The organism is Pseudomonas sp. HS-18 (genome assembly GCF_020401845.1).
Classification (GTDB): domain Bacteria; phylum Pseudomonadota; class Gammaproteobacteria; order Pseudomonadales; family Pseudomonadaceae; genus Pseudomonas; species Pseudomonas nitroreducens.
This window is the reverse complement of record NZ_CP084413.1, coordinates 4,985,686-5,010,146: the sequence shown is the minus strand read 5'-3', so window position 1 is coordinate 5,010,146 and position 24,461 is coordinate 4,985,686. Positions and strand designations below refer to the sequence as shown.

Here is a 24,461-nt window from a genome sequence, read left to right as displayed (position 1 = left end):
GCCGATCCCCGTACTTTCCCACCTCTGTACTGGAGATTGTCCATGTCGTCCGCCATTCCCTCCCTTGCCTTTGCCGGCCTCGGCCTGATGGGCGTGCCCATGTCCCGCCGCCTGCTTGCCGCCGGCTTCCCGCTGACGGTGTGGAATCGCTCCGCCGGCAAGCGCGAACTGCTCGCCGCCGAAGGTGCGCAGGCCGTGGCGATGCCTGCGCAGTTGTGTGCCGATGCCGAGGTGGTGATGCTCTGCCTGGCCGATACTGCCGCCGTGCGCGAAGTGGTGTTCGGTGCCGGCGGCATCATCGAGGGCGCTCGCGCAGGCCAGGTGCTGGTGGACTTCTCCAGCCTGGAACCGGCGGCCACCCGCGAGATGGCCGCCGAGCTGGAAGCGCGCACCGGCATGCGCTGGGTCGACGCGCCGGTCTCCGGCGGTACGCCGGGCGCCGAAGCGGGTACGTTGGCAATCATGGCGGGCGGGCGCGTCGAGGACATCGAGCGCGTGCGGCCGATCCTGGCCCATCTCGGCCAGCGCCTGACGCGCATGGGCGACGTCGGCGCGGGGCAGGTGACCAAGGTGTGCAACCAGATGATCGTCGCCTGCAATGCGCTGGTGATCGCCGAAGTGGTGGCGCTGGCGGAGAAATCCGGCGTCGATGCCAGCCTGATCGCGCCCGCCCTGGCCGGCGGTTTCGCCGATTCCAAACCCTTGCAGATCCTGGCTCCGCAGATGGCGCAGAGCCAGTTTGAGCCGGTGAAGTGGCACGTGCGCACGCTGCTCAAGGACCTGGACACTGCCGTGAAGCTTTCCCGCGAGGAAGGCTCGGCCACGCCGATGAGCGGCCTCGCCGCGCAACTGATGCGCCTGCACGGTAGCCAGGGCAATCTTGAACGCGACCCGGCTACCCTGGTCGAGCAATACCGTCTTTCGAAGGAATTCCCCGTATGAAACTCTGCGCCAACCTGTCCCTGCTGTTTACCGAAGTCCCGCTGCTGCAGCGTATCGACGCCGCCGCCAAGGCCGGTTTCGAGGGCGTGGAGATCCAGTTCCCGTACGACGTCCCCGCGCAGGACCTGAAAGCTGCACTGGATGAAGCCGGCCTGCCGCTGATCCTCATCAACCTGCCGGCCGGCGACCTGATGCAGGGCGGCCCGGGCATTGCGGCTGTGCCGGAGCGCGCGGCGGAGTTCGAGGCGGCGCTGGCCAAGGCGCTGGACTACGCGCGCATCGTCAAGCCGCAGCACGTCAACGTGCTGGCCGGCCGGCTGGTCGAGGGGCAGGAGCGCGAGGTTGCTCTGCAGACCCTGGCCGAGCGCCTGCGCAGCACCTGCGATGCCTTCGCCGGCACGGGCACCGACGTGCTAATGGAAGCCATCAACTGCCATGACATGAAGGATTTCCTGCTCAATACCCCGGAGCACCTGCAGGACATGCTCGAGCGCGTGGCGCGGGAAAACCTGCGTGCGCAGCTGGACCTCTACCACATGGCGCGCATGGGCCTGGAGCTGGTGGATTGCATCTACGCGCTGATGGGCCAGATCGGCCACGTGCAGTTCGCCGACTACCCCGAGCGCGGCGAGCCGGGCTCGGGCGAGATGGAATTCGAAGTGCCGCTGCAGGTGCTCGATGACGTCGGCTACGACGGCTGGCTGGGCGCGGAGTACCGCCCCACCGGCACCACCGCCGACTCCCTGCGCTGGCTGCCGCGCTGGCGTGCGGGGAAGTTCGATTTCTGAGGGAACCCCGCAGTCAGGCCTGATTGCGCAGCAAGGCCGTGTCGCTGTCTTCGCGGTAGGCCTCGAGGAATTCCACCAGTGCGGAGAGGGGCAACGGGCGGCTGAACAGGTAACCCTGGGCCAGCTCGCAATGGTTATCGCGCAGGAACGTCAGTTGCTGCGCGTGCTCTACGCCCTCGGCGATCACCTTCAGGTGCAGCTTCTGCGCCATGGCGATGATCGCCTGGGCGATCTCGCTGTCGCGGCGCGACTGCGGCACGTCGCGGATGAAGGAGCGGTCCACCTTCAGCGCATCCAGCGGCAGCTGGCGCAGATAGGACAGCGATGAGTAACCGGTGCCGAAATCGTCGATCGACAGGCTCACACCCAGCTCGCGCAGGCGGTTGAGCAAGGGAACGGCCTGGCTGATATTGGACATCACGGCGTTCTCGGTGACCTCCATCTCCAGGTAGCGCGCGGCAAGGCCGGTTTCTTCGAGCGTCTGCTGGACTTCATCGACCAGCCCTTCGCGGCCGAGGTTGCTGGCGCAGCAGTTCACCGCTACCCGCAGGTCCGTGTAGCCCAGGTCGTGCAGGCGTCGCAGGTCCTCGCAGGCGCGGCGCAGTACCCAGGCGTCGAGCGCACCGATCAGGCCATTGGCGGTCGCCAGGCCGATAAAGCGGTCCGGCGCCAGCAGGCCGTGGGTAGGATGCTTCCAGCGCACCAGCGCTTCGAGCTGTTCCACTTCGCCATGATCGATACGCAGGATCGGCTGGTAGTAGAGCACCAGCTCGTCGTCCCACAACGCCTTGCGCAGTTCCTCCTCCAGCTGCAGCTCCTGGGTTGCCTTGGTCTTCAGGTGCGGGCTGAAGAAATGCGTGGCGTTACGGCCGTTGCCCTTGGACTGATAGAGCGCCAGGTCCGCGTGCTTGAGCAGTTCTTCGGGTTGATCGCCGTCGTTGGGGAACAGGCTGATGCCCACGCTCATGGTCATCACCAGGTTGCGCCCGGCCGTGCTGATCGGCTCCTTCATGCGCTGCATCAGGCGTTGCGCGAGGATGCGCGCCTCGTGGTCCTCACCCAGGTCGGCGAGGATGCAGAACTCGTCGCCGCCAAAGCGCGCCAGCAGGTCGGTGCTGCGCAGCGCACTGCGCAGGCGCTCGGAAACGATGCACAGCAGCTCGTCCCCGGCGGCATGGCCAAGGGAATCGTTGACCCGCTTGAAGTGGTCGACGTCCAGCAGGATGACCGCCATGCCCTGGCCCTTCTGCCGATTGCGCTGCAGGCGGGCGGTGAATTCCTCGTTGAGCGCGTTGCGGTTATGCAGGCCGGTGAGGCCGTCGAAGCGGGCCAATTGCTGCAGCGAGGCATTGGCGTGGTCCAGTTGGCTGAGCAGGGCGTTGACCCGGCTCAACTCGCTTTCCTTGCTTTCCAGGCTGTCTTCGATCCAGGCCGCCCAGAGCCCGGCGAGCACCACGGCGAGGGCCAACAGGCCAACCATCAGGCCGAGCTGGATGGCGTTGTTGCGCCCAAGGTCCGCCACCGGCGCTACCCAGGAGGGCAGGGTCAGGGTCAGGGCGGCCATGCCGGTGAAGTGCATACTGGCGATGGCGCCACCCAGCAGCAGGCTGGCGAAAACCTGGTAGATCCACTGGCGGCCCGCCGGCTGACGATTGAGTACCGGCGCCAGTACCAGGGCGACGAAGGCCACCAGCACGGCCATCAGCACCGACAGGGTAACCAGCAGCGGGTCGTAATGCTGCATCGGCGGCGACTCGATGGCGGCCATGCCGGTGTAGTGCATCCCGGCGATGCTGGCGCCGATGCAACAGGCGGCCAGCAGGTACTGCAGGGGGCTAAGGCCCGCGTGGGCGAGCAGGCGCATGGCGACCACGCAGATGGCGATGGCGATGAGCAGGGAGATCAGTGTCAGGCCGCCGGAGAAGTGCAGCGGAACCGACGAGCGGAAGGCCAGCATGGCGACGAAGTGCATCGACCAGATGCCGCTGCCCAGGCAGATGCCGCCGACCCACTGCCAACGGTGCGCATGTTGCGGTGCGCGGACCATCCGTGCGGCGATGCTCAGCGCGACGAAGCTGGCGACGCAGGCGATGAGGATGGCCAGCAGAACCAGGCCGGAATTGTGAGAGCACTCCAACAGCACAGCATCGGGTAAGGCGTCCTTCTGCCAGTCCATGGGCGGGATGCTCCAGATGTCGGGGGAGGTGGTTGGCGAATTGATATCACTTTGATGTGAGTCTAGGAAGCTGTCCGCGGCCCGCAAGGTCTTGCGGCCATTTCCGACAAACTGGTTAATACGAAACGACGTACGGTAGTGCCAGATTCTGCTTTGATATTCTCCAGACTCTGAAGGAAGTGCGGTGTTTCGAAATTGACACTTTTTTGACTAATTGCCCGCTAGAGTTGCGCCGCCGGCCGGCAGCATCGGCCATCCCATTTCCTATCCGACTATCGATGTAAGGAGTGCGCTCGATGTCCGAGGGCAAGCGCCGCCTCTTCCCCCAGGTCAGCTCTGCAAGGCTGGTCCTGCTGTTCTCGCTGGCACTGGTGCTGTTCTACAACTTCGCCACCTGGCGGGCCCTGAACAGCCTGGTGCCCATGGAGGGCCTCTGGGGCGTGGCGTTCTTCGCCTCGTTCGCCTTGTTCCTCTGGGCCGCCTTCACGTTGTTGCTGACCCTGGTGTCCTTCCGTCCTTTGCTCAAGCCGGCGTTGACCCTGGTGGCGCTGGTTTCGGCGGCGGCGGCGTACTTCATGAACTCCTACGGTGTCGTGATCGATACCGTGATGGTGCAGAACGTCATCGAGACCAACCCCGGCGAGGCCGCCGCGCTGTTCAGCGCGCGCATGGTCGGCTACCTGCTTCTGCTGGGCGTGCTGCCGGCGGTGATCATCTGGTTGACGCCCGTCCGCTACAGCCCGTTCTTCCGCGGGCTGCTGAACAAGGTGCTGGTCATCCTCGGTTGCCTGGTGGTGGTCGCCGTCTGCGTCGGTTCGTTCTATTCCACCTACGCGCCGGTGTTCCGCCAGGAAGAGAAGCTGACCCACTTCATCAACCCGACCAACTACATCTATGCGGTGAGCAAGTTCACCAAGCAGCGCCTGGGCATCAAGGAACATCTGGTGGTGCAGCCCATCGGCGAGGACGCGGTAATGCCGCGCAAGGTGAATGCCGACGGCAAGAAGTCGCTGATGATCTTCGTGGTCGGCGAAACCGCCCGTGCGGACCATTTCTCCCTCAATGGCTACGCGCGCGAGACCAACCCGGAGCTTGCGAAGCTCGATATCCTCAACTTCACCAACGTCAGTTCCTGCGGCACGTCGACGGCGGTTTCCGTGCCCTGCATGTTCTCGAAGTTCCCCCGCGAGGACTACAGCGACAAGAAGGGCAAGACCAACCAGGGGCTGCTCGACATCCTCCAGCGGGTCGGCGTGTCGGTGCTCTGGTTGGACAACAACAGCGATTGCAAGGGCACCTGCCTGCGCGTGCCCAGCCGCGATATCTCGAAGGATCAGCCGGGCCCGTTCTGCGACGGCAATCGTTGCCTTGACGAAGCCATGCTGCAGGACCTGCAGGCTTACATCGATGGCCTGAAGGATAACGCGATCATCGTCCTGCACGCCGATGGCAGCCATGGTCCGGAGTATTACGATCGTTATCCGAAGACCATGGAGCGCTTCACCCCGGTTTGCCATACCAACCAATTGGGCAGCTGCAGCAAGGAAGAGCTGGTGAACGTCTACGACAACACCATCCTCTACACCGATTACTTCCTCTCCAAGGTCGTGGAGCTGCTCAAGCACAACGAGGGACGCTTCGATACGTCGATGCTTTACGTCTCCGACCACGGTGAGTCGCTGGGCGAGAACGGCGTATATCTGCACGCCGCGCCCTATGCCATCGCGCCGAAAGCACAGACCCACGTGCCGATGGTGATGTGGTTCGGCAACGGAGCGCTGGGTGGCATGGGTGTCGATCGCGGCTGCCTGGAGAAGAAAGCCGGCGGCGACGAGCTGAGCCATGACAACCTGTTCCATTCGGTGCTCGGGCTTTACGGTGTGCAGACCAGCCTGTACCAGCCGGACCTGGACATCTTCCACTCCTGCAAACGTGCCATGACCGCTTCGCAATGACTGAAGGGCCGACCTGAACGACGGCCATGAAAAAGGCCCTGCGGCTTCTGCCGCAGGGCCTTTTGTTTTCCGGGAGCTGTTACTTCTCGCGAACCAGCAAAACCGGACGGTTGCTGACGCGCAGCAGGCCTTCGGCCACGCTGCCCAGCATCAGGCGACGTACGCCACGGCGGCCGTGGGTGCCCATCACGATGACATCGGCCTTGGAGGCTTCGGCCTCGATCTCGATGCGCTCGGCAATTTCCTCGCTGGCGCGCTCCTGGCAGACCCGCTCGAAGCTGGTTTTCACCGGGAACTCGGCGATCTTCTCCTTCGCCTTGCCGAGGATGTCATCGGCAGCCTTCAGCGCGGCTTCGCGCAGCGGCTCCGGGTTGTAGTACACGGCGTAGTCGGGCAAATGGCGCAGCGGGCTGTCGACGATGGTGATGACGCGCAGCTCGCCGCCGCTCAGCTGAGCCAGCTTGGCCGCCTCGACCAGGGCTCGGTCGGAAACCGGGCTGCCGTCCACCGCTACCAGAATGCGCTCGTACATGATGTGTTCCCTCAATGAGTGGCTTGGTAGGGAAACTCTATCCCCCCATGGGCGAGAATCCCTTGCGCAGCGTCAATGGTAGTCGGTGTGCCTGAATATGCCGGGAATAGAGCGGGTTGTTTCGCTGATCGTGGGGCTCGCCATTGCGTAGGAACGGTGCCCATGAAAAAGCCGCCACCGGGTGCCCGGTGGCGGCTTCTTCATTTCGGCGTTGCCGAGATCAGCCGGCGACCAGCACGCGGATCGCCTCCAGGCGCAGCGAGGCCTTGTCCAGCATCGCCAGGCTGTCGTCACGCTGCTTGCGCAGGGCATCCAGCTCGCTGTCACGCACGCTGGGGTTGACGGCCTTGAGCGCGGTCAGGCGCGCCAGCTCTTCGTCCAGGGTCGCTTTCAACTGCTGGCGAGCCAGCTCCACGCGCTCGGCATGGCGCGGGGTGATCTTGGTCTCGGCCACGGAGAATTGCTTCGCCAGCACGTCGCGCTGGGCCTGCACGAACTTGTTGGCGCTGGCGCGCGGCACGCTTTCCAGCTGATCGTTCAGGGTGTCGAAGGACACGCGCGAGGACAGGTCGTTGCCGTTGGCGTCCATCAGGCAGCGCAGCGCCACTGGGGGCAGGAAGCGGCCGAGCTGCAGCTTGCGCGGTGCCACGGCCTCGCTGACGAACAGCAGTTCCAGCAGCACGGTGCCGGGCTTGAGTGCCTTGTTCTTGATCAGCGCCACCGAGGTATTGCCCAGCGAGCCGGACAGCACCAGGTCCATGCCACCCTGCACCATGGGGTGTTCCCAGGTGAGGAACTGCATGTCTTCGCGAGCCAGGGCCTGGCCGCGGTCGTAGGTGACGGTCACGCCTTCGTCGTCGCCCAGCGGGAAGCTGGCGTCGAGCATCTTCTCGCTGGGGCGCAGGATCAGGGCGTTCTCGGAATGGTCCTCGCTGTCGATGCCATAGGTGTCGAACAGGCGCTCCATGTAGATCGGCAGGGCGAACTGGTCATCCTGTTCCTCGATCTCCGCCACCAGCGCCTCGCCTTCGCCGGCGCCGCCGGAGTTGAGCTCCAGCAGGCGGTCGCGGCCGTTGTGCATCTCGGCTTCCAGCGCCTCGCGGGCAGCGGTGCCTTCGGCCAGCAGGGCCTCGAAGGCGTCGTCGTCGCCGCCGTCCAGCAGTTCCACCAGGCGCGGGCCGAAGCGGTGCTGCAGGGCGTTGCCGGTGGGGCAGGTGTTGAGGAAGGCGTTCAGCGCCTGGTGGTACCACTGGAACAGGCGTTCCTGCGGGCTGTTTTCCAGGTGCGGGACGTGGATCTGGATGGTGTGCTTCTGGCCGATCCGGTCCAGGCGGCCGATGCGCTGTTCCAGCTGGTCCGGGTGGGCCGGCAGGTCGAACAGCACGAGGTGATGGGCGAACTGGAAGTTGCGGCCTTCGCTGCCGATTTCCGAGCAGACCAGCACCTGGGCGCCGAACTCTTCATCGGCGAAGTAGGCGGCGGCGCGGTCGCGTTCGAGGATGCTCATGCCTTCGTGGAACACGGTGGCCGGGATGCCGGACTTCAGGCGCAGGGCGTCGCCCAGGTCCATGGCGGTCTCGGCATGGGCGCAGATCACCAGCACCTTGTACTGCTTGAGCATCTTCAGGGTGTCGATCAGCCACTCGACGCGCGGATCGAAGCGCCACCAGCGGTTGTTCTCGTCGCCGTCGTCGGCCTGGGCCTGGAAGCTGACTTCCGGGTAGAGGTCCGGGTGCTCGCCCAGCGGCAGCTCCATGTACTCGATCGGGTTGGCCAGTACGTAAGGATGCAGTTGGCGTTCCGGGAAGCCCTGCACGGCGGCGCGGGTATTACGGAACAGCACGCGGCCGGTGCCGTGGCGGTCGAGCAGCTCGCGTACCAGGCGGGCGCGGGCCTCTTCATTGCCGGCCTCGACGCTGGCCAGCAGCTCGTCGCCCTCGCTGCCGAGGAAGCCGTGGATGGCCTGGCGCGCGGTAGGGGAGAGGGTGCCCTGGTCGACAAGCTCCTGTACCGCTTCGGCAACCGGGCGGTACTGACTGCTTTCGGTGCGGAAGGCTTCCAGGTCGTGGAAGCGGTCCGGATCGAGCAGGCGCAGACGGGCGAAGTGGCTATCCAGGCCGAGCTGTTCCGGGGTCGCGGTGAGCAGCAGCACGCCAGGGATGACCTGGGAGAGTTGCTCGACCAACTGGTATTCCGGGCTGGCCTGTTCCGGGTGCCACACGAGGTGGTGGGCCTCGTCGACCACCAGCAGGTCCCATTCGGCAGCGAACAGCGCGTCCTGGGCCTTCTCGTCCTCGCGCAGCCATTCCAGCGCCACCAGGGCCAACTGGGTGTCCTCGAAGGGATTGCTGGCATCGCTCTCGACGAAGCGCTCGCGGTCGAACAGCGCGACTTCCAGGTTGAAGCGCCGGCGCATTTCCACCAGCCACTGGTGCTGCAGGTTTTCCGGTACCAGGATCAGTACGCGGCTGGCGCGGCCGGAGAGCAGCTGGCGGTGGATCACCAGGCCCGCTTCGATGGTCTTGCCCAGGCCCACTTCGTCGGCCAGCAGGACGCGCGGCGCCATGCGGTCGGCGACTTCGCGGGCGATGTGCAGCTGGTGCGCGATGGGTTGCGCGCGGGCGCCGCCCAGGCCCCACAGCGAGGACTGCAGCAGGCGGGTGCGGTGTTCCAGGGTGTGGTAGCGCAGGCCGAACCAGGACATCGGGTCGATCTGCCCGGCGAACAGGCGGTCGCTGGCCAGGCGGAACTGGATGAAGTTCGACAGCTGGGTTTCCGGGACGGTGTGCGGCTCGTTCTGCGCGGTGATGCCGTGGTAGATCAGCAGGCCGTCGATCTCGTCCACTTCGCGGACGGTCATCTTCCAGCCTTCGAAGTGGGTGATCTGATCGCCCGGGGCGAAGCGCACGCGGGTCAGCGGCGCATTGCGCTCGGCGTACTGGCGGGTATCACCGGTGGCCGGATAGAGCACCGTGAGCATGCGGCCATCCAGCGCCAGGATGGTCCCCAGGCCGAGTTCCGCTTCACTGTCACTGATCCAGCGTTGACCGGGTTGATACTGCGCCATGGACACCTCCCAAAAAAAGCCGGCTATGGTACCGGAACGCGCAGCGTTCAGCGATGGCCGTCGGCGCCTCCGGTCGTCCGAAATGTCGCTACGGCCGCCGGCAGGTGCCGGATTTCACGGCAGATTCATCGCGAATCGAACAAAGTGTAGCGAGGCGGGCTCAAGTCTCTAGCGCTGCCGCCGATAGCCTGACAAGAGGACTTCCCACCGAGCTTCGGCGCAGGAGCATCCCGATGCTGCCACTTGTACCGACCCATTTTGCCCCCGTCACTGCCCAGCAGGACCTGCCCAGGCCGCGACCGGATGTCGCCCCGGTGACGCCACCTGCGCCCAGCGCGGGCAACGCTGGTGTGGAGCTGGAGCGCCGTCCGGACGAACAGGCGCTCAAGGACGAGTACCAGCGCCGACGCAAGCGTCGCGAGCAGACCGACGGCACGCCCGAGGGCGAGGCGCTGGAGGAGCTGGAAGAAGTCGAGGAACTGGGTGAAGGCGTGCAGGCCGCGCCGCGCAAGGGACTGTGGATCGATGTCGAGGTCTGACTTCCCGGGGTAGTAGACTCTGTCCATCGCTGAATGCCCGAGCCTTGCATGCTGTTCGACGACGCCCCCATCCTGCTGCCCGATGCAGAACTGCGCCTGATTCCCGACTGGTGCCCGCCGCCGCGTGCCGCCCGTTGGCTGGCGCAGTTGCTGGCCGAGACGCCCTGGGAGCAACCGCTCGTCCGTCTGCACGGCCGCGACTACCCGGTGCCGCGCCTGGTCAATTGGTACGGCGATCCCGAGGCCTTCTATACCTATTCCGGCCTGACCCACGCGCCGCTGCCCTGGACGCCGCTACTGGCGGAGATTCGTGCCGCGGTGGAGGCGGCGGCCGGGCAGCGCTTCAATGGCGTGCTGCTCAACTACTACCGCGACGGCCAGGATTCCATGGGCTGGCACAGCGATGACGAGCCGGAGCTCGGACGCAATCCGGTGGTGGCCTCGCTGAACCTGGGCGGGACCCGGCGCTTCGATTTGCGGCGCAAGGGGCGAAACACAATCGAACATTCCATGGAGCTTTCCGGCGGTTCGCTGCTGGTCATGTCCGGCGCGACACAGCATTATTGGCAGCATCAGGTCGCCAAGACGCGCCGTCCGGTCGCGCCGCGCCTGAACCTGACTTTCCGCCTGGTGCATGCCCTGCCATGAGCAACGACGACAAGCTGATCGACTTCACCGCCGAGCGCGACAAGCGCATCCACGACGTGCACGAAAAGCGCCTGCAGGATGTGCGCAAGGCCTTCGAGCAGGCACTGCCGCTGGGCAAGTCGCGCAAGAAGGGCAAGAGCAAGCCGAAGAAGCGCTGAGCTTCTTCGCCTCCAATCCCCCGCTTCACCCGCAAACCCCCGCCCTGCGCGGCTTCCCGCCGCACCCCGTCCCCTCCGAAACTTGACCTGCGTCAGTGCTCCGGGCCTCCCCGGAAAGCGCCTTGTCGTCCATTGATCCAGGTCAATTTGCACCGCCAGGCCGCCGGTAATCTGCACACATCCCCAGACGATGTAGGCAACAGGAGGCCAGCATCATGTTCATCGACGAAGTGGTTCTCGCAGGCATCCTTACCGTCGGACTGATGGTTGTTTTCTTCGGCGGGGTTGGAATTTTCATCTGGAAGGACAGCCACAAGAAGAGCTGATCCTTACAGATTCACAGAGCACGCAAGGCACTTCGGGCGACTTAGGTCGCCCGTTTTTTTGCCCTGACGAAAGTGGGGATGACATATTGTTAGCTTGCTAATAATATGATCAGCAACGATTCCATCATCCTCTTTGCCGGCTATCTTTAAGCGATAGACCCGGACCCTTTCGAGAGACCGCGTGCGACCTACGCTGCAGGCATTCCTCGCGCCGGATACGCTGGCGCTGAAATTCGCAATCAAGACCCTCCTGGCCGGTGGTCTGGCGCTCTGGTGCGCCTTCCGCTTTGACCTTGAGCAGCCGCAGTGGGCGCTGATGACCGTGTTCATCGTTTCCCAGCCGCTGTCGGGCATGGTGGTGGCCAAAGGGCTTTTCCGCCTGATCGGTACCGTGGTCGGTACTGTCATGTCGGTGGTGATGATCGCGCTATTCGCCCAGACGCCCTGGCTGTTCCTGCTGGCCATCTCGCTCTGGCTAGGGCTCTGCACGGCTGCGTCGACGAGCCTGCGCAACCACGTTTCCTACGCCTTCGTGCTATCGGGCTACACCGTGGCGATCATCGGCCTGCCGGCGATCAACCATCCGCTGGACGTGTTCGACCAGGCCGTGGCGCGCAGCACGGAAATCTGCCTGGGGATCCTCTGCGCCTCGGCCATCAGCGCCATCCTCTGGCCCCGTCGCGTCGAGGCCAACCTGGACAAGCAGGCCCAGTCCACCTGGCTTACCGGCATGCAGGCCGCGCGCAGCGAGATCGATGCCGACGCTCGGCAGATCAAGGGACTGCTGCAGGCGCTGGGCAAGATTGTCGAAGTCGACGTGCAGCGCGACCATGCCTGGTTCGAGGGCTATCGCGGACGCATGCGCTCACGCGCGCTGCGGATTCTTTCCCGTGACTTGCTTAGCCTGCTGCGCACCGCGCGCGGTGTAGCGCGCCAGCGCAGCGTGCTGGATGCGGAAGACCGTGCCCGCCTGCAGCCCTGGTTCGAGGAGCTGCGTGCCGCGCTGGAAAATCCCCAGGTCGATGTGATGCATGGGTTGCAGGAGCGCCTGCAGAAGGCCGGCACCGACGACAGCTATTCCAACGACCTGCGCTACTGCCTGACCCGTTGTGCCTTGTTGCTGCGCAAGGCGGTGGATTCGGAACGGACCATGCGTGCGGTAGCCGACGGTCGGGTGGACGATGTTGCCACCGGTACCCTGTCCTGGCACCGCGATGGGCTGATGGCGCTGTTCTACGGCCTGCGCAGTGCGCTGGCGTTACTCGGCATGTCGGCCTTCTGGATGGCCACGGCCTGGCCGGCGGCCACCGGCGGCATGCTGCTGGCGGCGGTGATCTGCAGCCTGTTCGCAAACCGCGACAATGCCGTCACCATCGGCCTGGGTTTCCTGCGAGGCATTCTCTACGCGATCCCGGCGGCTGCCATCGTAAGTCAATGGCTGCTGCCGCAGTGGAACGGCTTCCCGCTGCTTTGCCTGGCACTGGGCGTGCCGCTGTTCTTCGCCTTGCTGGGCATGGCCACGCCAGCGCTGGCGGGCACGGCGACGTCCTTTTCGATCCACTTCATCACGCTCGTAGCGCCCAGCAACGTGATGAAGTACGACCTGGCCAACCTGCTTAATTCGGCCCAGGGCATCGTCATCGGCGTGGGCTTTGCGGTGCTGGTGTTCCGCTTGCTGACCTTGCCGGCGGACTGGCTCAACCGCCGGTTGATCCAGGCCACCTGCGAAGATCTCGGACGCCTGACTCGGCGGCCGCTGGCCGAAGCCGAGAACTGGTTTGGCGGGCGCATGGCCGACCGCCTGATCCGTCTGGCGCGGCACTACACTCTGTTGCCCAAGGAAGAGCAGCGGCGTTGGCAGGACGGCCTGTTCGCCCTTGACCTGGGCAATGAGCTGATCCACATGCGAGCCTGCCTCAACGGCGCCCAGGGGCAGTTGCGCAAGCGTCGTGATCAGTTCCTCGGTGCACTGGGCAGCGTGCTGGAAAAGGGCCCTGGCGCGGGCCGCGAGCCGCGCCTGGAAAGCCTGTGCCCGCCGCTGGAGGAAGCCCTCGCGCATGATCTGCAGGGTGACGACGAATCCAACCGCCTGGCCCGTGCTGCGCTGGCGCAATTACGCCATACCTGGCGCCAGTGGTGCCGCCTGGAGGACGCCAATGGGACTGCATGAGTTCGGCTGGGGTGGCGTGTTTCTGAGTCCGCTGTTCATCTACGCGGTGCTGGCCCTGGGCCTGACCGTGGTTTTGCGCCTGCTGCTGCAGGCCACCCCCTTCGGACGCTGGATCTGGCACGAGGCGCTGTTCGACTGCGCGTTGTTCGTGCTGATTCTCTGCGCCATTACCTGGGCGCTCAGCGCTGTGCCCTGAGAGGAGAAGTTTGTATGCGCGGAACCTTTCGCGTAGCGGTCACCGTCATCCTGGTCATTGCCGCTGTCATGGCCGGCACCTGGCTATGGCGCTACTACATGCTGTCGCCCTGGACCCGCGATGCGCGCGTGCGCGCCGATGTGGTGGTGATCGCCCCGGACGTATCCGGCTGGGTCACCGACCTCGCCGTGCAGGACAATCAGCAGGTCAAGGCCGGTGACCTGATCATGCGCATCGACCACGAGCGCTATGCCGCCAACCTGGAGCAGGCCAAGGCCGTCGCCGAGACGCGCCAGCAGCAATATCGACTGCGCCTGAGCGAAGCCTCGCGGCGCAACAAGCTGGGCATCGCCGCCATCAGTGCCGAGGACAAGGAGACCGCGCAGATCAACGCCGCCATTGCCAAGAGCGAGTTCGACGAGGCCCAGGCCCAGGTGCGGCTGGCGCAGCTCAACCTGACCCGCAGCGAAATGCGCGCCCCGCGCGACGGCCAGGTCACCAACCTGCGCCTGGCCCAGGGCAACTATGCCCAGGCTGGCCAACCGGTGATGGCGCTGGTGGACCAGAAGTCCTTCTACGTCACCGCCTACTTCGAAGAAACCAAGCTGCCCGGCATCCGTGTCGGCCAGCCGGCGCAGGTGGTGTTGATGAGTGGCGACATCGCCATCGACGGCACGGTGGAAAGCATCAGCAGCGGCATCACCGACCGCAACGCGATCCCCGACAGCCAGTTGCTGGCCAACGTCGAGCCGACTTTCAACTGGGTGCGCCTGGCCCAGCGCATCCCGGTGCGCATCCGCCTGGGCACGGTACCCGAAGGCGTACACCTGAGCGCCGGGATGACCGCCAGCGTCACCGTGAAGGAGCGCTGAGCCCCAGCGCATGCGGTTCGCGCCCGAGCCAGCAGGAAAGTGCCGCGCACAGCACCGACGCGCCTACCAGGCTGACGCCGACCCAGGGCGTCCAGACGATGCCGGCCAGGCTGATCACCGCGCCGCCCAGCGCCGCGCCGAGGGCAACGCCCAGGTGCATGGCCGAGGTGTTCAGCGCCACGCCGGCGCTGCCGCTGGCGGGGTCGCTGGCGAGCAGGTAGCTCTGCACCGCTGGCGAAATCATCCAGCTGATGGTGCTCCAGACCATCAGCGCGCCGAGCAGCAGCCACGGATGTCCGAGGCTCAGCGGGATCGTCGTCATCGCCAGGGCGAACAGCACCGGCACCACGATCAGCGCGCGGCGCTGGCCGAGCCGGTCGCTCAGCCAGCCACCCAGATAACCGCCGCCGATGGCCGCCAGGCCGATCAGTAACAGGGTCAGCGCAATGCTCTGGCTGTCAGTGATCCCGGCGACCTGCTGGAACCAGGGCGTGATGTAGGCGAACAGGGTGAAGTGACCGCCCAACAGAAGAATCGACACCAGTTGTGCGAGATTCAGCGCCGGACTGCGCAACTGGCGCCTGTACGCTGCGCCATTGGCCGGGCTCTCCAGCGTGCGGCGGGGCAGGGCGAGCAGCAGCAGGGCGGCCAGTGGCAGCGAGTAAAGGGCGATGGCGGCGAAGATCCAGCGCCAGCCGAACCAGTCGTTGACCAGTACGCCGGCTGGTACGCCGAACACCAGCGAGCCGCTGATGCCCATGAAGATCAGGCCAATGGCGCGCCCGCGCTGGCCCGGCGGCGCCAGCTCCACCGCCAGCAGGCTGGCCTGCATGATCAGCAACCCACAGCACGCGGCCATGCCGATGCGCATCAGCAGCAGCGAGGCGTAGTCGGGACTCAGCGCGGCGCCAGCATTGAACGCGGCAAACACCAGCAGGGTGATGAACAGCAGCCGCCGGCAATCGGCGCCACGGGTCAGCCAGCCGAGCAACGGCGCGGCGATGGCGAAACTCAGGGAAAACAGGCTGGTGAGCTGGCCGGCGAGGCTGAGCGAGACATTCAGGTCGTCGGCGAGAGAGGGCAGGATGCCGGTGAGGATGGCCTCGGCGAGGCCCGCGGCGAAGGTGCAAAGGGACAGCAATAGCAGTCGAAGGTCCATGGCGGCTCCGATTCCCGGTGAGGGGTTTCGGGCACGAAGCCTTCGGTTATCCCGGATGGATGTGAGGTGACGGGGGCAGGGTAGTCGAGGGGAAAACTGTATACAAGTTTCCGGGGCCGGATGGCCGGCCCCGGAATTTGCATCAGCCGATGGTGATCGGCGGCAGGGCGGGCAGTTCGATGTCGAGTTTCTCGGTCGGCGCCATCACTTCGGCCTCGCCTTTCACCACGGCCTTGCCGTCCTGGTTGAGCACCACGGTGCCGATGCGCACGCGGTTCTTCGGCAGCTTTTCCAGCACTTCCAGTTCCACCGTCAGTTCGTCACCGAGCTTCACCGGGCGGGTGAAAGTCAGGTTCTGGCCGAGGTAAATGGTGCCCGGGCCAGGCAGGGTGGTGGCGATTGCCGCGCTGATCAGCGCGCCGGTGAGCATGCCGTGGGCGATGCGCTCCTTGAACTGGGTGGTGGCGGCGTAGTCGGCGTCCAGGTGCACCGGGTTGCGGTCGCCGGAGACCTCGGCGAACAGCTGGATGTCGCGCTCGCCGACGCTGCGCTTGAAGTTGGCCTTCTGGCCGACTTCGAGTTCTTCATAGGGGACGTTCTGCACGGAAGTCATAGGGGCTCCTCGGATTTCTCGACCTGCGGGACCGGGCACTGCGCGCCCAGCCAGTCGATCAGGTTGTGGATGACCTCGTCGCGGTTGCTCTCGTTGAACAACTCGTGGCGAGCGTCGGGATAAATCTTCAGTTGGACGTCACGAACCCCGGCGCGGGTCATCGCCTGGGCGAGATCGCGCAGGCGCTTGCCCTGGCTGACCGGGTCGCGTTCGCCGCCGATCACCAGCACGGGCAGGTCGTGGCGGATGCGCGAGAGATGCTCCACCGGCGTTATATCCGCCAGGCCGCCGAGCAGGTCCACCCAGAGCTGGTTGCTGCAGCGGAAGCCGCAGAGCGGGTCGGCGACATACTTGTCGACTTCGACGGGGTCGCGGCTGAGCCAGTCGAAGGCTGTTCGGTTTGGCTTGAAGGCCTTGTTGAACGAGCCGAAGGACAGCAAGTCGATCAGCGCGCTTTGCCCCAGCGGGCCCTGGCGCCAGCGTTCGAAGCGGGCGATGGCGCGAGCGCTTTTGTACAGCGCGACCGGCTGGTAATTGGAGCCGGACAGCACCGCCGCATTCACGCTGGCGCTGTGTTGCAGCAGGTAGGCGCTGCCAATGTAGCTGCCCATGCTATGGCCGAGCAGGATGATCGGCAGGTCAGGGTGTTCCTCGCGCACATGCTGGTTGAGCGTGTGCAGGTCGCCGATCACCTTGCCCCAGCCGCCGCGGTCGGCGTAATGGCCCAGCTCGCCGTTCTCGGCGGTGCGGCCGTGGCCGCGCTGGTCGATGGCATAGAGGTGATAGCCGGCGGCGTTCAGCGCCAGGGCCAGGCGCTCGTAGCGGCCGGCATGCTCGGCCATGCCATGGGACAGCATCAGGGCCCCGCGGGACGGGCTTTCCGGCGCCCAGTGGCGGGTGTAGAGCGGTGTCTCGTCGCTGGCGGCGAGCCAGTAGGCGGCGTAGGGCATGGGGTCCATCCTGCTTCTTGTTCGTCGATTCTTATTGGAATGGGGCCATGGAGCGGGCCAGACGGGGCGATTCTGCCACGCCGGGACATCTTCTGTATGGATTGCCGATAGCTCCCGGCCATTGTCGTGCAAGTCCCGTCCCAGGCGGCCGCCGGCTCTATCCCGCGCCGTGCCGGGATGGTGGAGCAAGATTCACGCAGTCTATGACGCCGCCTGGAGTCTTTGCGATGACCAAAGGAACTGCTAGCTTCCGTCGAATGACCGCAATGACGGTTCTGTTTCGCTCAGGTACGAGGACAAGAATAAATGCAACCTGATTTCTGGAACGACAAACGCCCGGCCGGCGTGCCCAGCGACATTGACCTGACCGCCTACAAGTCGGTGGTGGAAGTCTTCGAACGCTCCTGCAAGAAGTTCGCCGACCGCCCGGCCTTCAGCAACATGGGCGTGACCCTGACCTACGCCGAGCTGGATCGCCTGTCCGCCGCCTTCGGCGCGTACCTGCAGAAGCACACCGACCTCAAGCCCGGCGACCGTATCGCCGTGCAGATGCCGAACATCCTGCAATACCCCATCGCCGTGTTCGGCGCCCTGCGCGCCGGCCTCATCGTGGTCAACACCAACCCGCTCTACACCGCCCGCGAGATGCGGCACCAGTTCAAGGATTCCGGCGCCCGTGCGCTGGTCTACGTGAACCTGTTCGGCAAGCTGGTGCAGGAAGTGCTGCCCGACACGGGCATCGAATACCTGATCGAAGCGCAGATGGGCGACCTGCAGCCGGCGCTCAAGGGCCTGCTGGTCAACACCGTGGTCAAGCACGTGAAGAAGATGGTGCCGGAGTACAACCTGCCCCAGGCCGTTTCCTTCAAGGCAGCGCTGCGTCAGGGCCGCGGCCATGGGCTGCAGCCGGTCAAGGTCGGTCTGGAAGACATCGCGGTGCTGCAGTACACCGGCGGCACCACCGGCGTGGCCAAGGGCGCCATGCTCACCCACGGCAACCTGGTGGCGAACATGCAGCAGGTGCATGCCTGTCTGCAGCAACACGGGCCGGACGGCAAGCCGCTGATGCAGGTCGGCAACGAGGTGATGATCGCGCCGCTGCCGCTGTATCACATCTATGCCTTCACCGCGAACTGCATGTGCATGATGGTCAATGGCAACCACAACGTGCTGATCACCAATCCGCGCGATATCCCCGGGTTCATCAAGGAACTGAAGAAGTGGCGCTTCTCCGCGCTGCTGGGTCTGAACACCCTGTTCGTCGCCCTGATGGACCGCCCCGAATTCAAGGAGCTGGACTTCTCCAACCTGAAGGTCACCAACTCCGGCGGCACCGCACTGGTCACCGCCACCGCCGAGCGCTGGAAAGCCATGACGGGCTGCACCGTGGTTGAAGGCTATGGCCTCACCGAGACCTCCCCGGTGGTCAGCACCAACCCCTACGGCGACCAGGCGCGCCTCGGCACAGTCGGCATCCCGGTGCCGGGCACCGCGCTGAAGGTGATCGACGACGACGGCAACGACGTCGGCCTGGGCGAGCGTGGTGAGCTGTGCGTGAAGGGCCCGCAGGTAATGAAGGGTTACTGGCAGCGCGAAGAAGCCACCGCCGAGGTGCTGGACGCCGAAGGCTGGCTGCGCACCGGCGACATCGCGGTGATCGACCCGGACGGCTTCACCCGCATCGTCGACCGCAAGAAGGACCTGATCATCGTCTCCGGCTTCAACGTCTATCCCAACGAGATCGAGGACGTGGTCATGGCCCACCCGAAAGTCGCCAACTGCGCGGCCGTGGGCGTGCCGGACGAGAAATCCGGCGAGGCGGTGAAGCTGTTCGTCGTGGCCCGTGAGGGGGGTGTGACCGTCGAAGAACTCAAGGCCTACTGCAAGGAAAACTTCACCGGCTACAAGGTGCCCAAGCACATCGTGCTCAAGGACGCTCTGCCGATGACGCCGGTGGGCAAGATCCTGCGCCGCGAGCTGCGCGAAACCGCCTGAGGCGAGCGTGAATGAAAAGGGGGGGCTGATCCTGAATCAGCCCCCCCTTTTTTATGGCGTATTGTCGACGCGAGTGGGTCAACCACCACAGCCGCCGCTGCCGCACTGGCAGCAGCCGTCTTTCTTGCGCAGGATCTCGTAGAGATCGTCCTTGAGCTGCAGCTTCTGCTTCTTCAGTGTCTCTATGGTGTCATGGCTGGCGGGAGTGATCCCCGCCTCCATGTTCTTGATCTGCTGGTCGAGGTCGTTGTGGCTGTGGAAGAGCTTGGCGAAATGCGGGTCTTCGGTTTTCAGACGGGTAATCTTTTCGCGGAATTCGGGAAACATGAGGGTTCTCCAGGAGAGTGCATAAGCACTGTGCGGGAACCTTAATGGTCCGGTGTTGAGGTAGATCATTGAAGGCAGCGTACCCGGGCGCGCCGCCTGAGACGCTGTTCACAGCCGCCGCCGGCGGCGAATCGCTTCAACCGCGTGAGCCATGCGAAACCGGCCTATCCGAAACTGCGATTTCCACCTTCCGAGCGGGACCTGCCCTGAACACCGGACCCCGTTCTTTTTTCCGGTTTCATTTCCCTGAAATCCACTTTGTCAGACAATCCAACAAGGCTGCGAGCCTTCTGGGACGGGCTTTTCCGACGAATGGGAGATTGGTGACCGGAAAGCCTGTCTTCGGTCATTTTTCTTACGGACAAGGCTGTGTTTGGTGCTGGTCGCTGTTTCCCAAAGCTGATAATCTCGGCCCGCTTTTCGCTCCCCGAGCCGGGGGAAAGCGACATAAACACAACAAAGAACCGCGAACGCGGTAAAGATGAGCTGTTGCTTAGGAGTGGGCTTCCATGACCGACAATTTCTGGAAGGACAAATACCCAGTGGGGATCGCTGCCGAGATCAACGCTGACCAGTACCCGAACATCCTCGCGGTACTCAAAGAATCCTGCCAACGTTTTGCAGACAAGCCTGCCTTCAGCAACCTGGGCAAGACCCTGACCTACGGCGAGATGTACAAGCTCTCCGGGGACTTCGCCGCCTACCTGCAGCAACACACCGACCTCAAGCCCGGCGACCGCATCGCCGTGCAACTGCCCAACGTGCTCCAGTATCCGATCGTGGTCTTCGGCGCCATGCGCGCGGGCCTTATCGTGGTCAACACCAACCCGCTGTATACCGCGCGGGAAATGGAGCACCAGTTCAACGACTCGGGCGCCAAGGCGCTGGTGTGCCTGGCGAACATGGCTCACCTGGCCGAGGAAGTGCTGCCCAAGACCGGCATCCGCAACGTCATCGTCACCGAAGTGGGTGACATGCTGCCGCCGCTCAAGCGCTTCATCGTCAACTTCGTGGTCCGCAACATCAAGAAGATGGTGCCGGCCTACAGCATCCCCAACGCGCAGAAGCTCATCGACGTCCTGGCCAAGGGCCGCGGCAAGGCGGTGGCGGAAGTCTCGCCCAAGGGCGACGATGTAGCGGTGCTGCAGTACACCGGCGGCACCACCGGCGTGGCCAAGGGCGCGATGCTGACCCATCGCAACCTGGTCGCCAACATGCTGCAGTGCAAGGCACTGATGGGCGCCAACCTCAATGAAGGTTGCGAGATCCTCATCACCCCGCTGCCGCTGTATCACATCTACGCCTTCACCTTCCATTGCATGGCGATGATGCTCACCGGCAACCACAACATTCTGGTGACCAACCCGCGCGACCTGGCCAGCATGGTCAAGGAGCTGTCGCAGTGGAAGTTCACCGGCTTCGTCGGCCTGAACACCCTGTTCGTCGGCCTGTGCAACAACGAAGGTTTCCGCAAGCTGGACTTCTCCGCACTGAAGCTGACCCTCTCCGGCGGCATGGCCCTGCAGCAGGCTGCTGCCGAGCGCTGGAAGGACGTCACCGGCTGCGCCATCTGCGAAGGCTACGGCATGACCGAGACCAGCCCGGTGGTGTCGGTGAACCCGTTCCAGAACATCCAGATCGGCACCATCGGCATCCCGGTTCCGTCGACCCTCTGCAAGGTCATCAGCGATGACGGCCAGGACCTGCCACTGGGCGAGCGTGGCGAGCTGTGCGTCAAGGGCCCGCAGGTGATGAAGGGCTACTGGCAGCGCCAGGAAGCCACCGACGAGATCCTCGACAAGGATGGCTGGCTGCGTACCGGCGACATCGCGATCATCCAGGAAGACGGCTACATGCGTATCGTCGACCGCAAGAAGGACATGATCCTGGTGTCGGGCTTCAACGTGTACCCCAACGAGCTGGAAGACGTGCTCGCCACCCTGCCGGGCGTGCTGCAGTGCGCCGCGATCGGTATCCCGGACGAGAAGTCCGGCGAGGCGATCAAGGTCTTCGTGGTGTCCAAGCCGGGCGTCACCCTGACCAAGGAGCAAGTCATGCAGCACATGCACGACAACCTCACCGGTTACAAGCGTCCCAAGTCCGTGGAATTCCGCGACAGCCTGCCGACCACCAACGTTGGCAAGATCCTGCGCCGCGAATTGCGCGACGAAGAGCTCAAGAAAATCAGAGCCTGAGCCGATAGATAAGAAACCCGCCGCAAGGCGGGTTTTTTGATGGGGCAAGGAAGCCATGTCCCCTATCTGCCTGAGGTGAACGCCTTGAACACTGCCCTTCGTTTGCGCGCCAAGGTCCTGCTCCTGGCCATCGTGCCGATCCTCCTCCTCACCCTGCTGCTGTGCGCGATTTCCACCGTTGCCTTGAAGCAACTGGCGACCCAGCAGGAAGCGCAGATCCGCGAGAACCTTACCCAGGACCGCGAAGCCCAGCTGAAGAACTTCGTCGACGTGGCACTGGCCGCCGTCGGGCCTGTCTACCAGGCCGCTGCTCAGGGCGATGCCGCGGCGCGCGAACAGGGCATCGCCATCCTCAAGCGCCTCGAATACGGCAAGGGGGGCTACTTCTGGGGCTACGACACCCGCTCCATCCGCGTCTTCCAGGGCACCAGCGACGAACGCCTGGGCGAAGACTTCAGCGGCTATCGCGATCCCAACGGCGTCTACGCCATCCGCGAACTGGTGGCGGCGGGGCAGAGCGGCCAGCACTACGTGCGCTACAGCTTCACCCTGCCGGGCGGCAATGCCATCGTGCCGAAGATCGGCTACGCGCATTACCTGCCCAAGTGGAACCTGGTGTTCGGTACCTCCCTCAACCTCGACGACGTCGAGCGCGAAGTGAAGGAGGCCGGTGCCGCTTTCGATGCCAAGATCGACAACCTGCTGCTGCTCATGGGTGGCGGGGCGCTGGCGCTGCTGGTGGTGATCGGCCTGCTCGCCGGGCTGTTCAGCCGCGCCATCGTGCAGCCTATCGTGCAGGTCCGCGATAACCTCGACGACATGGCTGCCGGTGACGGCAACCTGACCCATCGCCTGAACCTGGGCCGCCATGACGAGCTGGGTGAACTGGCCGGCTCGTTCAACCGTTTCGTCGAGAAGATTCACGTACTGGTGCAGCAGGTCGCCGGCACCACGAACCAGCTGTCGGGTCTGGTGGGCGATGTGGCCCAGCAGGCGCAGCGCTCCGAACGCGCGATGGACGGGCAGCGCCACGAGACTGACCAGGTCGCCACCGCCATCAACGAAATGACCGCTGCTGCGCAGGAAGTGGCGCGCAGCGCACAACAGGCCGCCGACGCAGCGCAACAGACCGACCGCGAAGGCCAGGCCGCCAAGCGCGAAGTGGACCTGTGCGTCTCGCAGATCAACGACCTGGTGGGCGAGGTGCGCAGCAGCAGCGACTCCCTCGACACCCTGCGGCAGGACGTGCAGGGCATCGTCGGTGTGCTGGAAGTGATCCGTTCCATCGCCGAGCAGACCAACCTGCTGGCGCTCAACGCTGCCATCGAAGCGGCCCGCGCCGGTGAGGCCGGGCGTGGTTTCGCCGTGGTCGCCGACGAAGTCCGTGCCCTGGCCAGCCGCACCCAGCAGAGCACCGGGGAAATCCAGCAGATGATCGACCGCCTGCGCGGCACCACGGAAGGCTCGGTCAGTGCCATGCAGCGCGCCAGCGACATGGCCGAGCGCACCCGTGGCCAGGCCAACCAGGCCGGCCAGTCGCTGGACGCCATCGCCCAGCTGATCGGCACCATCAACTCGATGAACGCGCAGATCGCCAGCGCCGCCGAGGAGCAGACCGCGGTGGCCGAGGAGATCAACCGCAGCGTGCACCAGATCGCCGGCGGCGTGGAGAGCGTGGCGGACGACGCAGCCAAGGGCGCGCGCACGGCAACCGAGCTGAACGGCCTGGGCGAGCGCCTGCGCCAGCTCGTGGGGCAGTTCCGCATCTGAGCGGAGCCGCGCGCTGGCGGCATTGCATTGCTAGGGAATCGCAAGCGCCCATGGATGGGAGCTTGCGCTCCGATTCGGGTACGCCAGGCCAGTGGCGCATTCAACGGCGGTCCGAACAACCGGCTCCTTAGCCGATGGCACGTCTGCCCCCCAGATCGTTCACCGGCTCCTCCGCGCTGGAGACAGTCAACATTCCCCGCGGTACTTTCGGAAATCACCGATACCTCCATGGCAGCGCTGCTCGTAGCCTCGGCCGACGTTCCCACTGTCACGGAGTTCTAGCGCCATGCACCTCATCTGGACAATCTGTATCGGCTTCGTTGCGGGGCTTGTTGCGCGGTGGCTGGCACCCGGGAACAACTCCCTGGGCTTCTTCATCACCGCTGCCCTGGGTATTGCTGGCGCGCTGCTGGCGACCTTCGCGGGCCAGGCCTTGCACTTCTACCAACCCGACGAGTCCACGGGCTTCATTGGCGCGGTGATCGGCGCCATAGCCCTGCTCGTCCTCTACCACCTGCTGTTTGCCAAAAAGAGCTGAGGAAATTCGCCATGAGTCTGATGGATTCGTTGTTGCAGCAAGTGGTCGGTGCCGTCGGTGGCAATCTGGACGAGCACCTTGAAAATGCGCCCGCCGGCGCACTGGGGCAGAGCCTCACCGCCATGTTCCATTCCGATCAGACGCCGCCTTTCGCCAACACGGTGAGCCAGTTGTTCGGCCAGTCCAGCGATGTGCAGCGTGCGGGCATGCTGAATCAATTGCTGGCTGCCGCTGGCCCGGCACTGCTCGCCCAGATGATGAGCGGTGGCCTGGGCAAGGTGCTGCAGCCGGGCGCGACGCAGCTGACGCCGGAACAGGCCGGGCAGTTGAGCGCGTCGGAGGTGGAGGTGATGGCTGCCCAGGCGGAAAAGGCCAACCCCGGCGTAGTCGAAAGCATCGGCCACTTCTATGCCCAGCATCCCACGCTGATCAAGACCCTCGGCGGCGCGGCACTGGCCATCGCCCTGGCCAAACTGCGCGAGCACCAGCAGGCCTGACTCCCGGCGGGGCGCGACGCCCCGCCAATACGGGCCGCAACGCATTCG

General features: G+C 64.9%; 22 protein-coding genes and 1 pseudogene. 16 read left to right on the top strand and 7 right to left on the bottom strand.

Annotated elements, in window-relative coordinates:
* Positions 1-42 precede the first annotated feature (42 nt).
* Positions 43-942, top strand: a complete 900-nt coding sequence (locus tag LDJ84_RS23395; RefSeq protein WP_084357575.1) for an NAD(P)-dependent oxidoreductase — start codon at positions 43-45, stop codon at positions 940-942.
* On the top strand, positions 939-1,730 hold the full coding sequence (locus LDJ84_RS23390; protein WP_037010207.1) for a hydroxypyruvate isomerase family protein: 792 nt from the start codon (positions 939-941) through the stop codon (positions 1,728-1,730). Before LDJ84_RS23395 ends, LDJ84_RS23390 begins: the two co-directional genes overlap by 4 nt.
* A gap of 13 nt (positions 1,731-1,743) precedes the next feature.
* Here the strand turns inward: LDJ84_RS23390 and LDJ84_RS23385 are convergent, their stop codons facing one another.
* On the bottom strand, positions 1,744-3,906 hold the full coding sequence (locus LDJ84_RS23385) for a putative bifunctional diguanylate cyclase/phosphodiesterase (protein ID WP_037010209.1): 2,163 nt from the start codon (positions 3,904-3,906) through the stop codon (positions 1,744-1,746).
* Positions 3,907-4,202: 296 nt separating this feature from the next.
* Between LDJ84_RS23385 and LDJ84_RS23380 the strand changes: the two genes are divergently transcribed.
* Positions 4,203-5,861: a phosphoethanolamine transferase gene (locus LDJ84_RS23380; protein WP_226045489.1), complete on the top strand. Its 1,659-nt coding sequence runs from the start codon at positions 4,203-4,205 to the stop codon at positions 5,859-5,861.
* Positions 5,862-5,940: 79 nt separating this feature from the next.
* On the opposite strand, the gene LDJ84_RS23375 is transcribed toward LDJ84_RS23380, so the two are convergent.
* Positions 5,941-6,393, bottom strand: coding sequence for a universal stress protein (locus LDJ84_RS23375; protein ID WP_024764627.1), 453 nt, complete (start codon positions 6,391-6,393; stop codon positions 5,941-5,943).
* 220 nt (positions 6,394-6,613) lie between these two features.
* A complete protein-coding gene (rapA, locus tag LDJ84_RS23370; protein WP_169888908.1) occupies positions 6,614-9,466 on the bottom strand; it encodes an RNA polymerase-associated protein RapA in 2,853 nt (950 codons plus the stop codon).
* Positions 9,467-9,693: 227 nt separating this feature from the next.
* On the opposite strand from rapA, the gene LDJ84_RS23365 reads away from it, so the two are divergent.
* The 7 genes from LDJ84_RS23365 to LDJ84_RS23340 all read left to right on the top strand — a co-directional run bounded on the left by LDJ84_RS23365 (position 9,694) and on the right by LDJ84_RS23340 (position 14,369).
* Positions 9,694-9,999, top strand: coding sequence for an aspartate-semialdehyde dehydrogenase (locus tag LDJ84_RS23365; protein ID WP_065085762.1), 306 nt, complete (start codon positions 9,694-9,696; stop codon positions 9,997-9,999).
* Between the two features lie 48 nt (positions 10,000-10,047).
* Positions 10,048-10,647 carry an alpha-ketoglutarate-dependent dioxygenase AlkB family protein gene (locus LDJ84_RS23360; protein ID WP_038803291.1) on the top strand — a complete coding sequence of 200 codons (600 nt, stop codon included), beginning with the start codon at positions 10,048-10,050 and terminating at the stop codon, positions 10,645-10,647.
* On the top strand, positions 10,644-10,805 hold the full coding sequence (locus LDJ84_RS23355) for a hypothetical protein (RefSeq protein WP_089285726.1): 162 nt from the start codon (positions 10,644-10,646) through the stop codon (positions 10,803-10,805). Before LDJ84_RS23360 ends, LDJ84_RS23355 begins: the two co-directional genes overlap by 4 nt.
* 215 nt (positions 10,806-11,020) lie before the next feature.
* Positions 11,021-11,131, top strand: coding sequence for a cytochrome c oxidase subunit CcoM (ccoM, locus tag LDJ84_RS30820; protein WP_024764625.1), 111 nt, complete (start codon positions 11,021-11,023; stop codon positions 11,129-11,131).
* Positions 11,132-11,312: 181 nt separating this feature from the next.
* Positions 11,313-13,301 carry an FUSC family protein gene (locus LDJ84_RS23350; protein WP_226045488.1) on the top strand — a complete coding sequence of 663 codons (1,989 nt, stop codon included), beginning with the start codon at positions 11,313-11,315 and terminating at the stop codon, positions 13,299-13,301.
* Positions 13,288-13,497 carry a DUF1656 domain-containing protein gene (locus LDJ84_RS23345; RefSeq protein ID WP_024764623.1) on the top strand — a complete coding sequence of 70 codons (210 nt, stop codon included), beginning with the start codon at positions 13,288-13,290 and terminating at the stop codon, positions 13,495-13,497. Before LDJ84_RS23350 ends, LDJ84_RS23345 begins: the two co-directional genes overlap by 14 nt.
* A 14-nt stretch (positions 13,498-13,511) precedes the next feature.
* Entirely contained in the window at positions 13,512-14,369 is an 858-nt protein-coding gene (locus LDJ84_RS23340) for an HlyD family secretion protein (protein WP_024764622.1), read from the top strand.
* On the opposite strand, the gene LDJ84_RS23335 is transcribed toward LDJ84_RS23340, so the two are convergent.
* The 3 genes from LDJ84_RS23335 to LDJ84_RS23325 all read right to left on the bottom strand — a co-directional run bounded on the left by LDJ84_RS23335 (position 14,350) and on the right by LDJ84_RS23325 (position 17,091).
* Positions 14,350-15,528, bottom strand: a complete 1,179-nt coding sequence (locus LDJ84_RS23335) for an MFS transporter (RefSeq protein ID WP_226045487.1) — start codon at positions 15,526-15,528, stop codon at positions 14,350-14,352. The genes LDJ84_RS23340 and LDJ84_RS23335 overlap by 20 nt on opposite strands.
* A gap of 142 nt (positions 15,529-15,670) precedes the next feature.
* Entirely contained in the window at positions 15,671-16,141 is a 471-nt protein-coding gene (locus LDJ84_RS23330) for a MaoC family dehydratase (RefSeq protein WP_024764620.1), read from the bottom strand.
* A complete protein-coding gene (locus LDJ84_RS23325; RefSeq protein WP_226045486.1) occupies positions 16,138-17,091 on the bottom strand; it encodes an alpha/beta hydrolase in 954 nt (317 codons plus the stop codon). Before LDJ84_RS23325 ends, LDJ84_RS23330 begins: the two co-directional genes overlap by 4 nt.
* Positions 17,092-17,397: 306 nt before the next feature.
* On the opposite strand from LDJ84_RS23325, the gene fadD2 reads away from it, so the two are divergent.
* Entirely contained in the window at positions 17,398-19,086 is a 1,689-nt protein-coding gene (fadD2, locus tag LDJ84_RS23320; protein ID WP_024764618.1) for a long-chain-fatty-acid--CoA ligase FadD2, read from the top strand.
* Between the two features lie 78 nt (positions 19,087-19,164).
* Here the strand turns inward: fadD2 and LDJ84_RS23315 are convergent, their stop codons facing one another.
* Positions 19,165-19,413, bottom strand: a complete 249-nt coding sequence (locus LDJ84_RS23315) for a YdcH family protein (RefSeq protein WP_024764617.1) — start codon at positions 19,411-19,413, stop codon at positions 19,165-19,167.
* 509 nt (positions 19,414-19,922) lie between these two features.
* Between LDJ84_RS23315 and fadD1 the strand changes: the two genes are divergently transcribed.
* The 5 genes and pseudogenes from fadD1 (at position 19,923) to LDJ84_RS23295 (ending at position 24,413) form a co-directional block, all read left to right on the top strand.
* A complete protein-coding gene (gene fadD1, locus LDJ84_RS23310) occupies positions 19,923-21,608 on the top strand; it encodes a long-chain-fatty-acid--CoA ligase FadD1 (RefSeq protein ID WP_024764616.1) in 1,686 nt (561 codons plus the stop codon).
* A gap of 39 nt (positions 21,609-21,647) precedes the next feature.
* Positions 21,648-22,472 (top strand): annotated as a pseudogene (locus LDJ84_RS30985) (cache domain-containing protein); the annotation flags it as partial.
* Between the two features lie 150 nt (positions 22,473-22,622).
* Entirely contained in the window at positions 22,623-23,378 is a 756-nt protein-coding gene (locus tag LDJ84_RS30980) for a methyl-accepting chemotaxis protein (RefSeq protein WP_371318953.1), read from the top strand.
* 286 nt (positions 23,379-23,664) lie between these two features.
* Entirely contained in the window at positions 23,665-23,916 is a 252-nt protein-coding gene (locus LDJ84_RS23300; protein ID WP_226045485.1) for a GlsB/YeaQ/YmgE family stress response membrane protein, read from the top strand.
* Positions 23,917-23,927: 11 nt separating this feature from the next.
* Positions 23,928-24,413 carry a hypothetical protein gene (locus tag LDJ84_RS23295; RefSeq protein WP_065085768.1) on the top strand — a complete coding sequence of 162 codons (486 nt, stop codon included), beginning with the start codon at positions 23,928-23,930 and terminating at the stop codon, positions 24,411-24,413.
* Positions 24,414-24,461 lie beyond the last annotated feature (48 nt).

What these genes read in the sequence shown, in the direction of transcription:
- LDJ84_RS23395 (WP_084357575.1), top strand. Translation starts at nt 43, where the DNA reads ATGTCGTCCGCCATTCCCTCCCTTGCCTTTGCCGGCCTCGGCCTGATG.
- LDJ84_RS23390 (WP_037010207.1), top strand. Translation starts at nt 939, where the DNA reads ATGAAACTCTGCGCCAACCTGTCCCTGCTGTTTACCGAAGTCCCGCTG.
- LDJ84_RS23385 (WP_037010209.1), bottom strand. Translation starts at nt 3,906, where the DNA reads ATGGACTGGCAGAAGGACGCCTTACCCGATGCTGTGCTGTTGGAGTGC.
- LDJ84_RS23380 (WP_226045489.1), top strand. Translation starts at nt 4,203, where the DNA reads ATGTCCGAGGGCAAGCGCCGCCTCTTCCCCCAGGTCAGCTCTGCAAGG.
- LDJ84_RS23375 (WP_024764627.1), bottom strand. Translation starts at nt 6,393, where the DNA reads ATGTACGAGCGCATTCTGGTAGCGGTGGACGGCAGCCCGGTTTCCGAC.
- LDJ84_RS23365 (WP_065085762.1), top strand. Translation starts at nt 9,694, where the DNA reads ATGCTGCCACTTGTACCGACCCATTTTGCCCCCGTCACTGCCCAGCAG.
- LDJ84_RS23360 (WP_038803291.1), top strand. Translation starts at nt 10,048, where the DNA reads ATGCTGTTCGACGACGCCCCCATCCTGCTGCCCGATGCAGAACTGCGC.
- LDJ84_RS23355 (WP_089285726.1), top strand. Translation starts at nt 10,644, where the DNA reads ATGAGCAACGACGACAAGCTGATCGACTTCACCGCCGAGCGCGACAAG.
- ccoM (WP_024764625.1), top strand. Translation starts at nt 11,021, where the DNA reads ATGTTCATCGACGAAGTGGTTCTCGCAGGCATCCTTACCGTCGGACTG.
- LDJ84_RS23345 (WP_024764623.1), top strand. Translation starts at nt 13,288, where the DNA reads ATGGGACTGCATGAGTTCGGCTGGGGTGGCGTGTTTCTGAGTCCGCTG.
- LDJ84_RS23340 (WP_024764622.1), top strand. Translation starts at nt 13,512, where the DNA reads ATGCGCGGAACCTTTCGCGTAGCGGTCACCGTCATCCTGGTCATTGCC.
- LDJ84_RS23335 (WP_226045487.1), bottom strand. Translation starts at nt 15,528, where the DNA reads ATGGACCTTCGACTGCTATTGCTGTCCCTTTGCACCTTCGCCGCGGGC.
- LDJ84_RS23330 (WP_024764620.1), bottom strand. Translation starts at nt 16,141, where the DNA reads ATGACTTCCGTGCAGAACGTCCCCTATGAAGAACTCGAAGTCGGCCAG.
- LDJ84_RS23325 (WP_226045486.1), bottom strand. Translation starts at nt 17,091, where the DNA reads ATGCCCTACGCCGCCTACTGGCTCGCCGCCAGCGACGAGACACCGCTC.
- fadD2 (WP_024764618.1), top strand. Translation starts at nt 17,398, where the DNA reads ATGCAACCTGATTTCTGGAACGACAAACGCCCGGCCGGCGTGCCCAGC.
- LDJ84_RS23315 (WP_024764617.1), bottom strand. Translation starts at nt 19,413, where the DNA reads ATGTTTCCCGAATTCCGCGAAAAGATTACCCGTCTGAAAACCGAAGAC.
- fadD1 (WP_024764616.1), top strand. Translation starts at nt 19,923, where the DNA reads ATGACCGACAATTTCTGGAAGGACAAATACCCAGTGGGGATCGCTGCC.
- LDJ84_RS30980 (WP_371318953.1), top strand. Translation starts at nt 22,623, where the DNA reads ATGGACGGGCAGCGCCACGAGACTGACCAGGTCGCCACCGCCATCAAC.
- LDJ84_RS23300 (WP_226045485.1), top strand. Translation starts at nt 23,665, where the DNA reads ATGCACCTCATCTGGACAATCTGTATCGGCTTCGTTGCGGGGCTTGTT.
- LDJ84_RS23295 (WP_065085768.1), top strand. Translation starts at nt 23,928, where the DNA reads ATGAGTCTGATGGATTCGTTGTTGCAGCAAGTGGTCGGTGCCGTCGGT.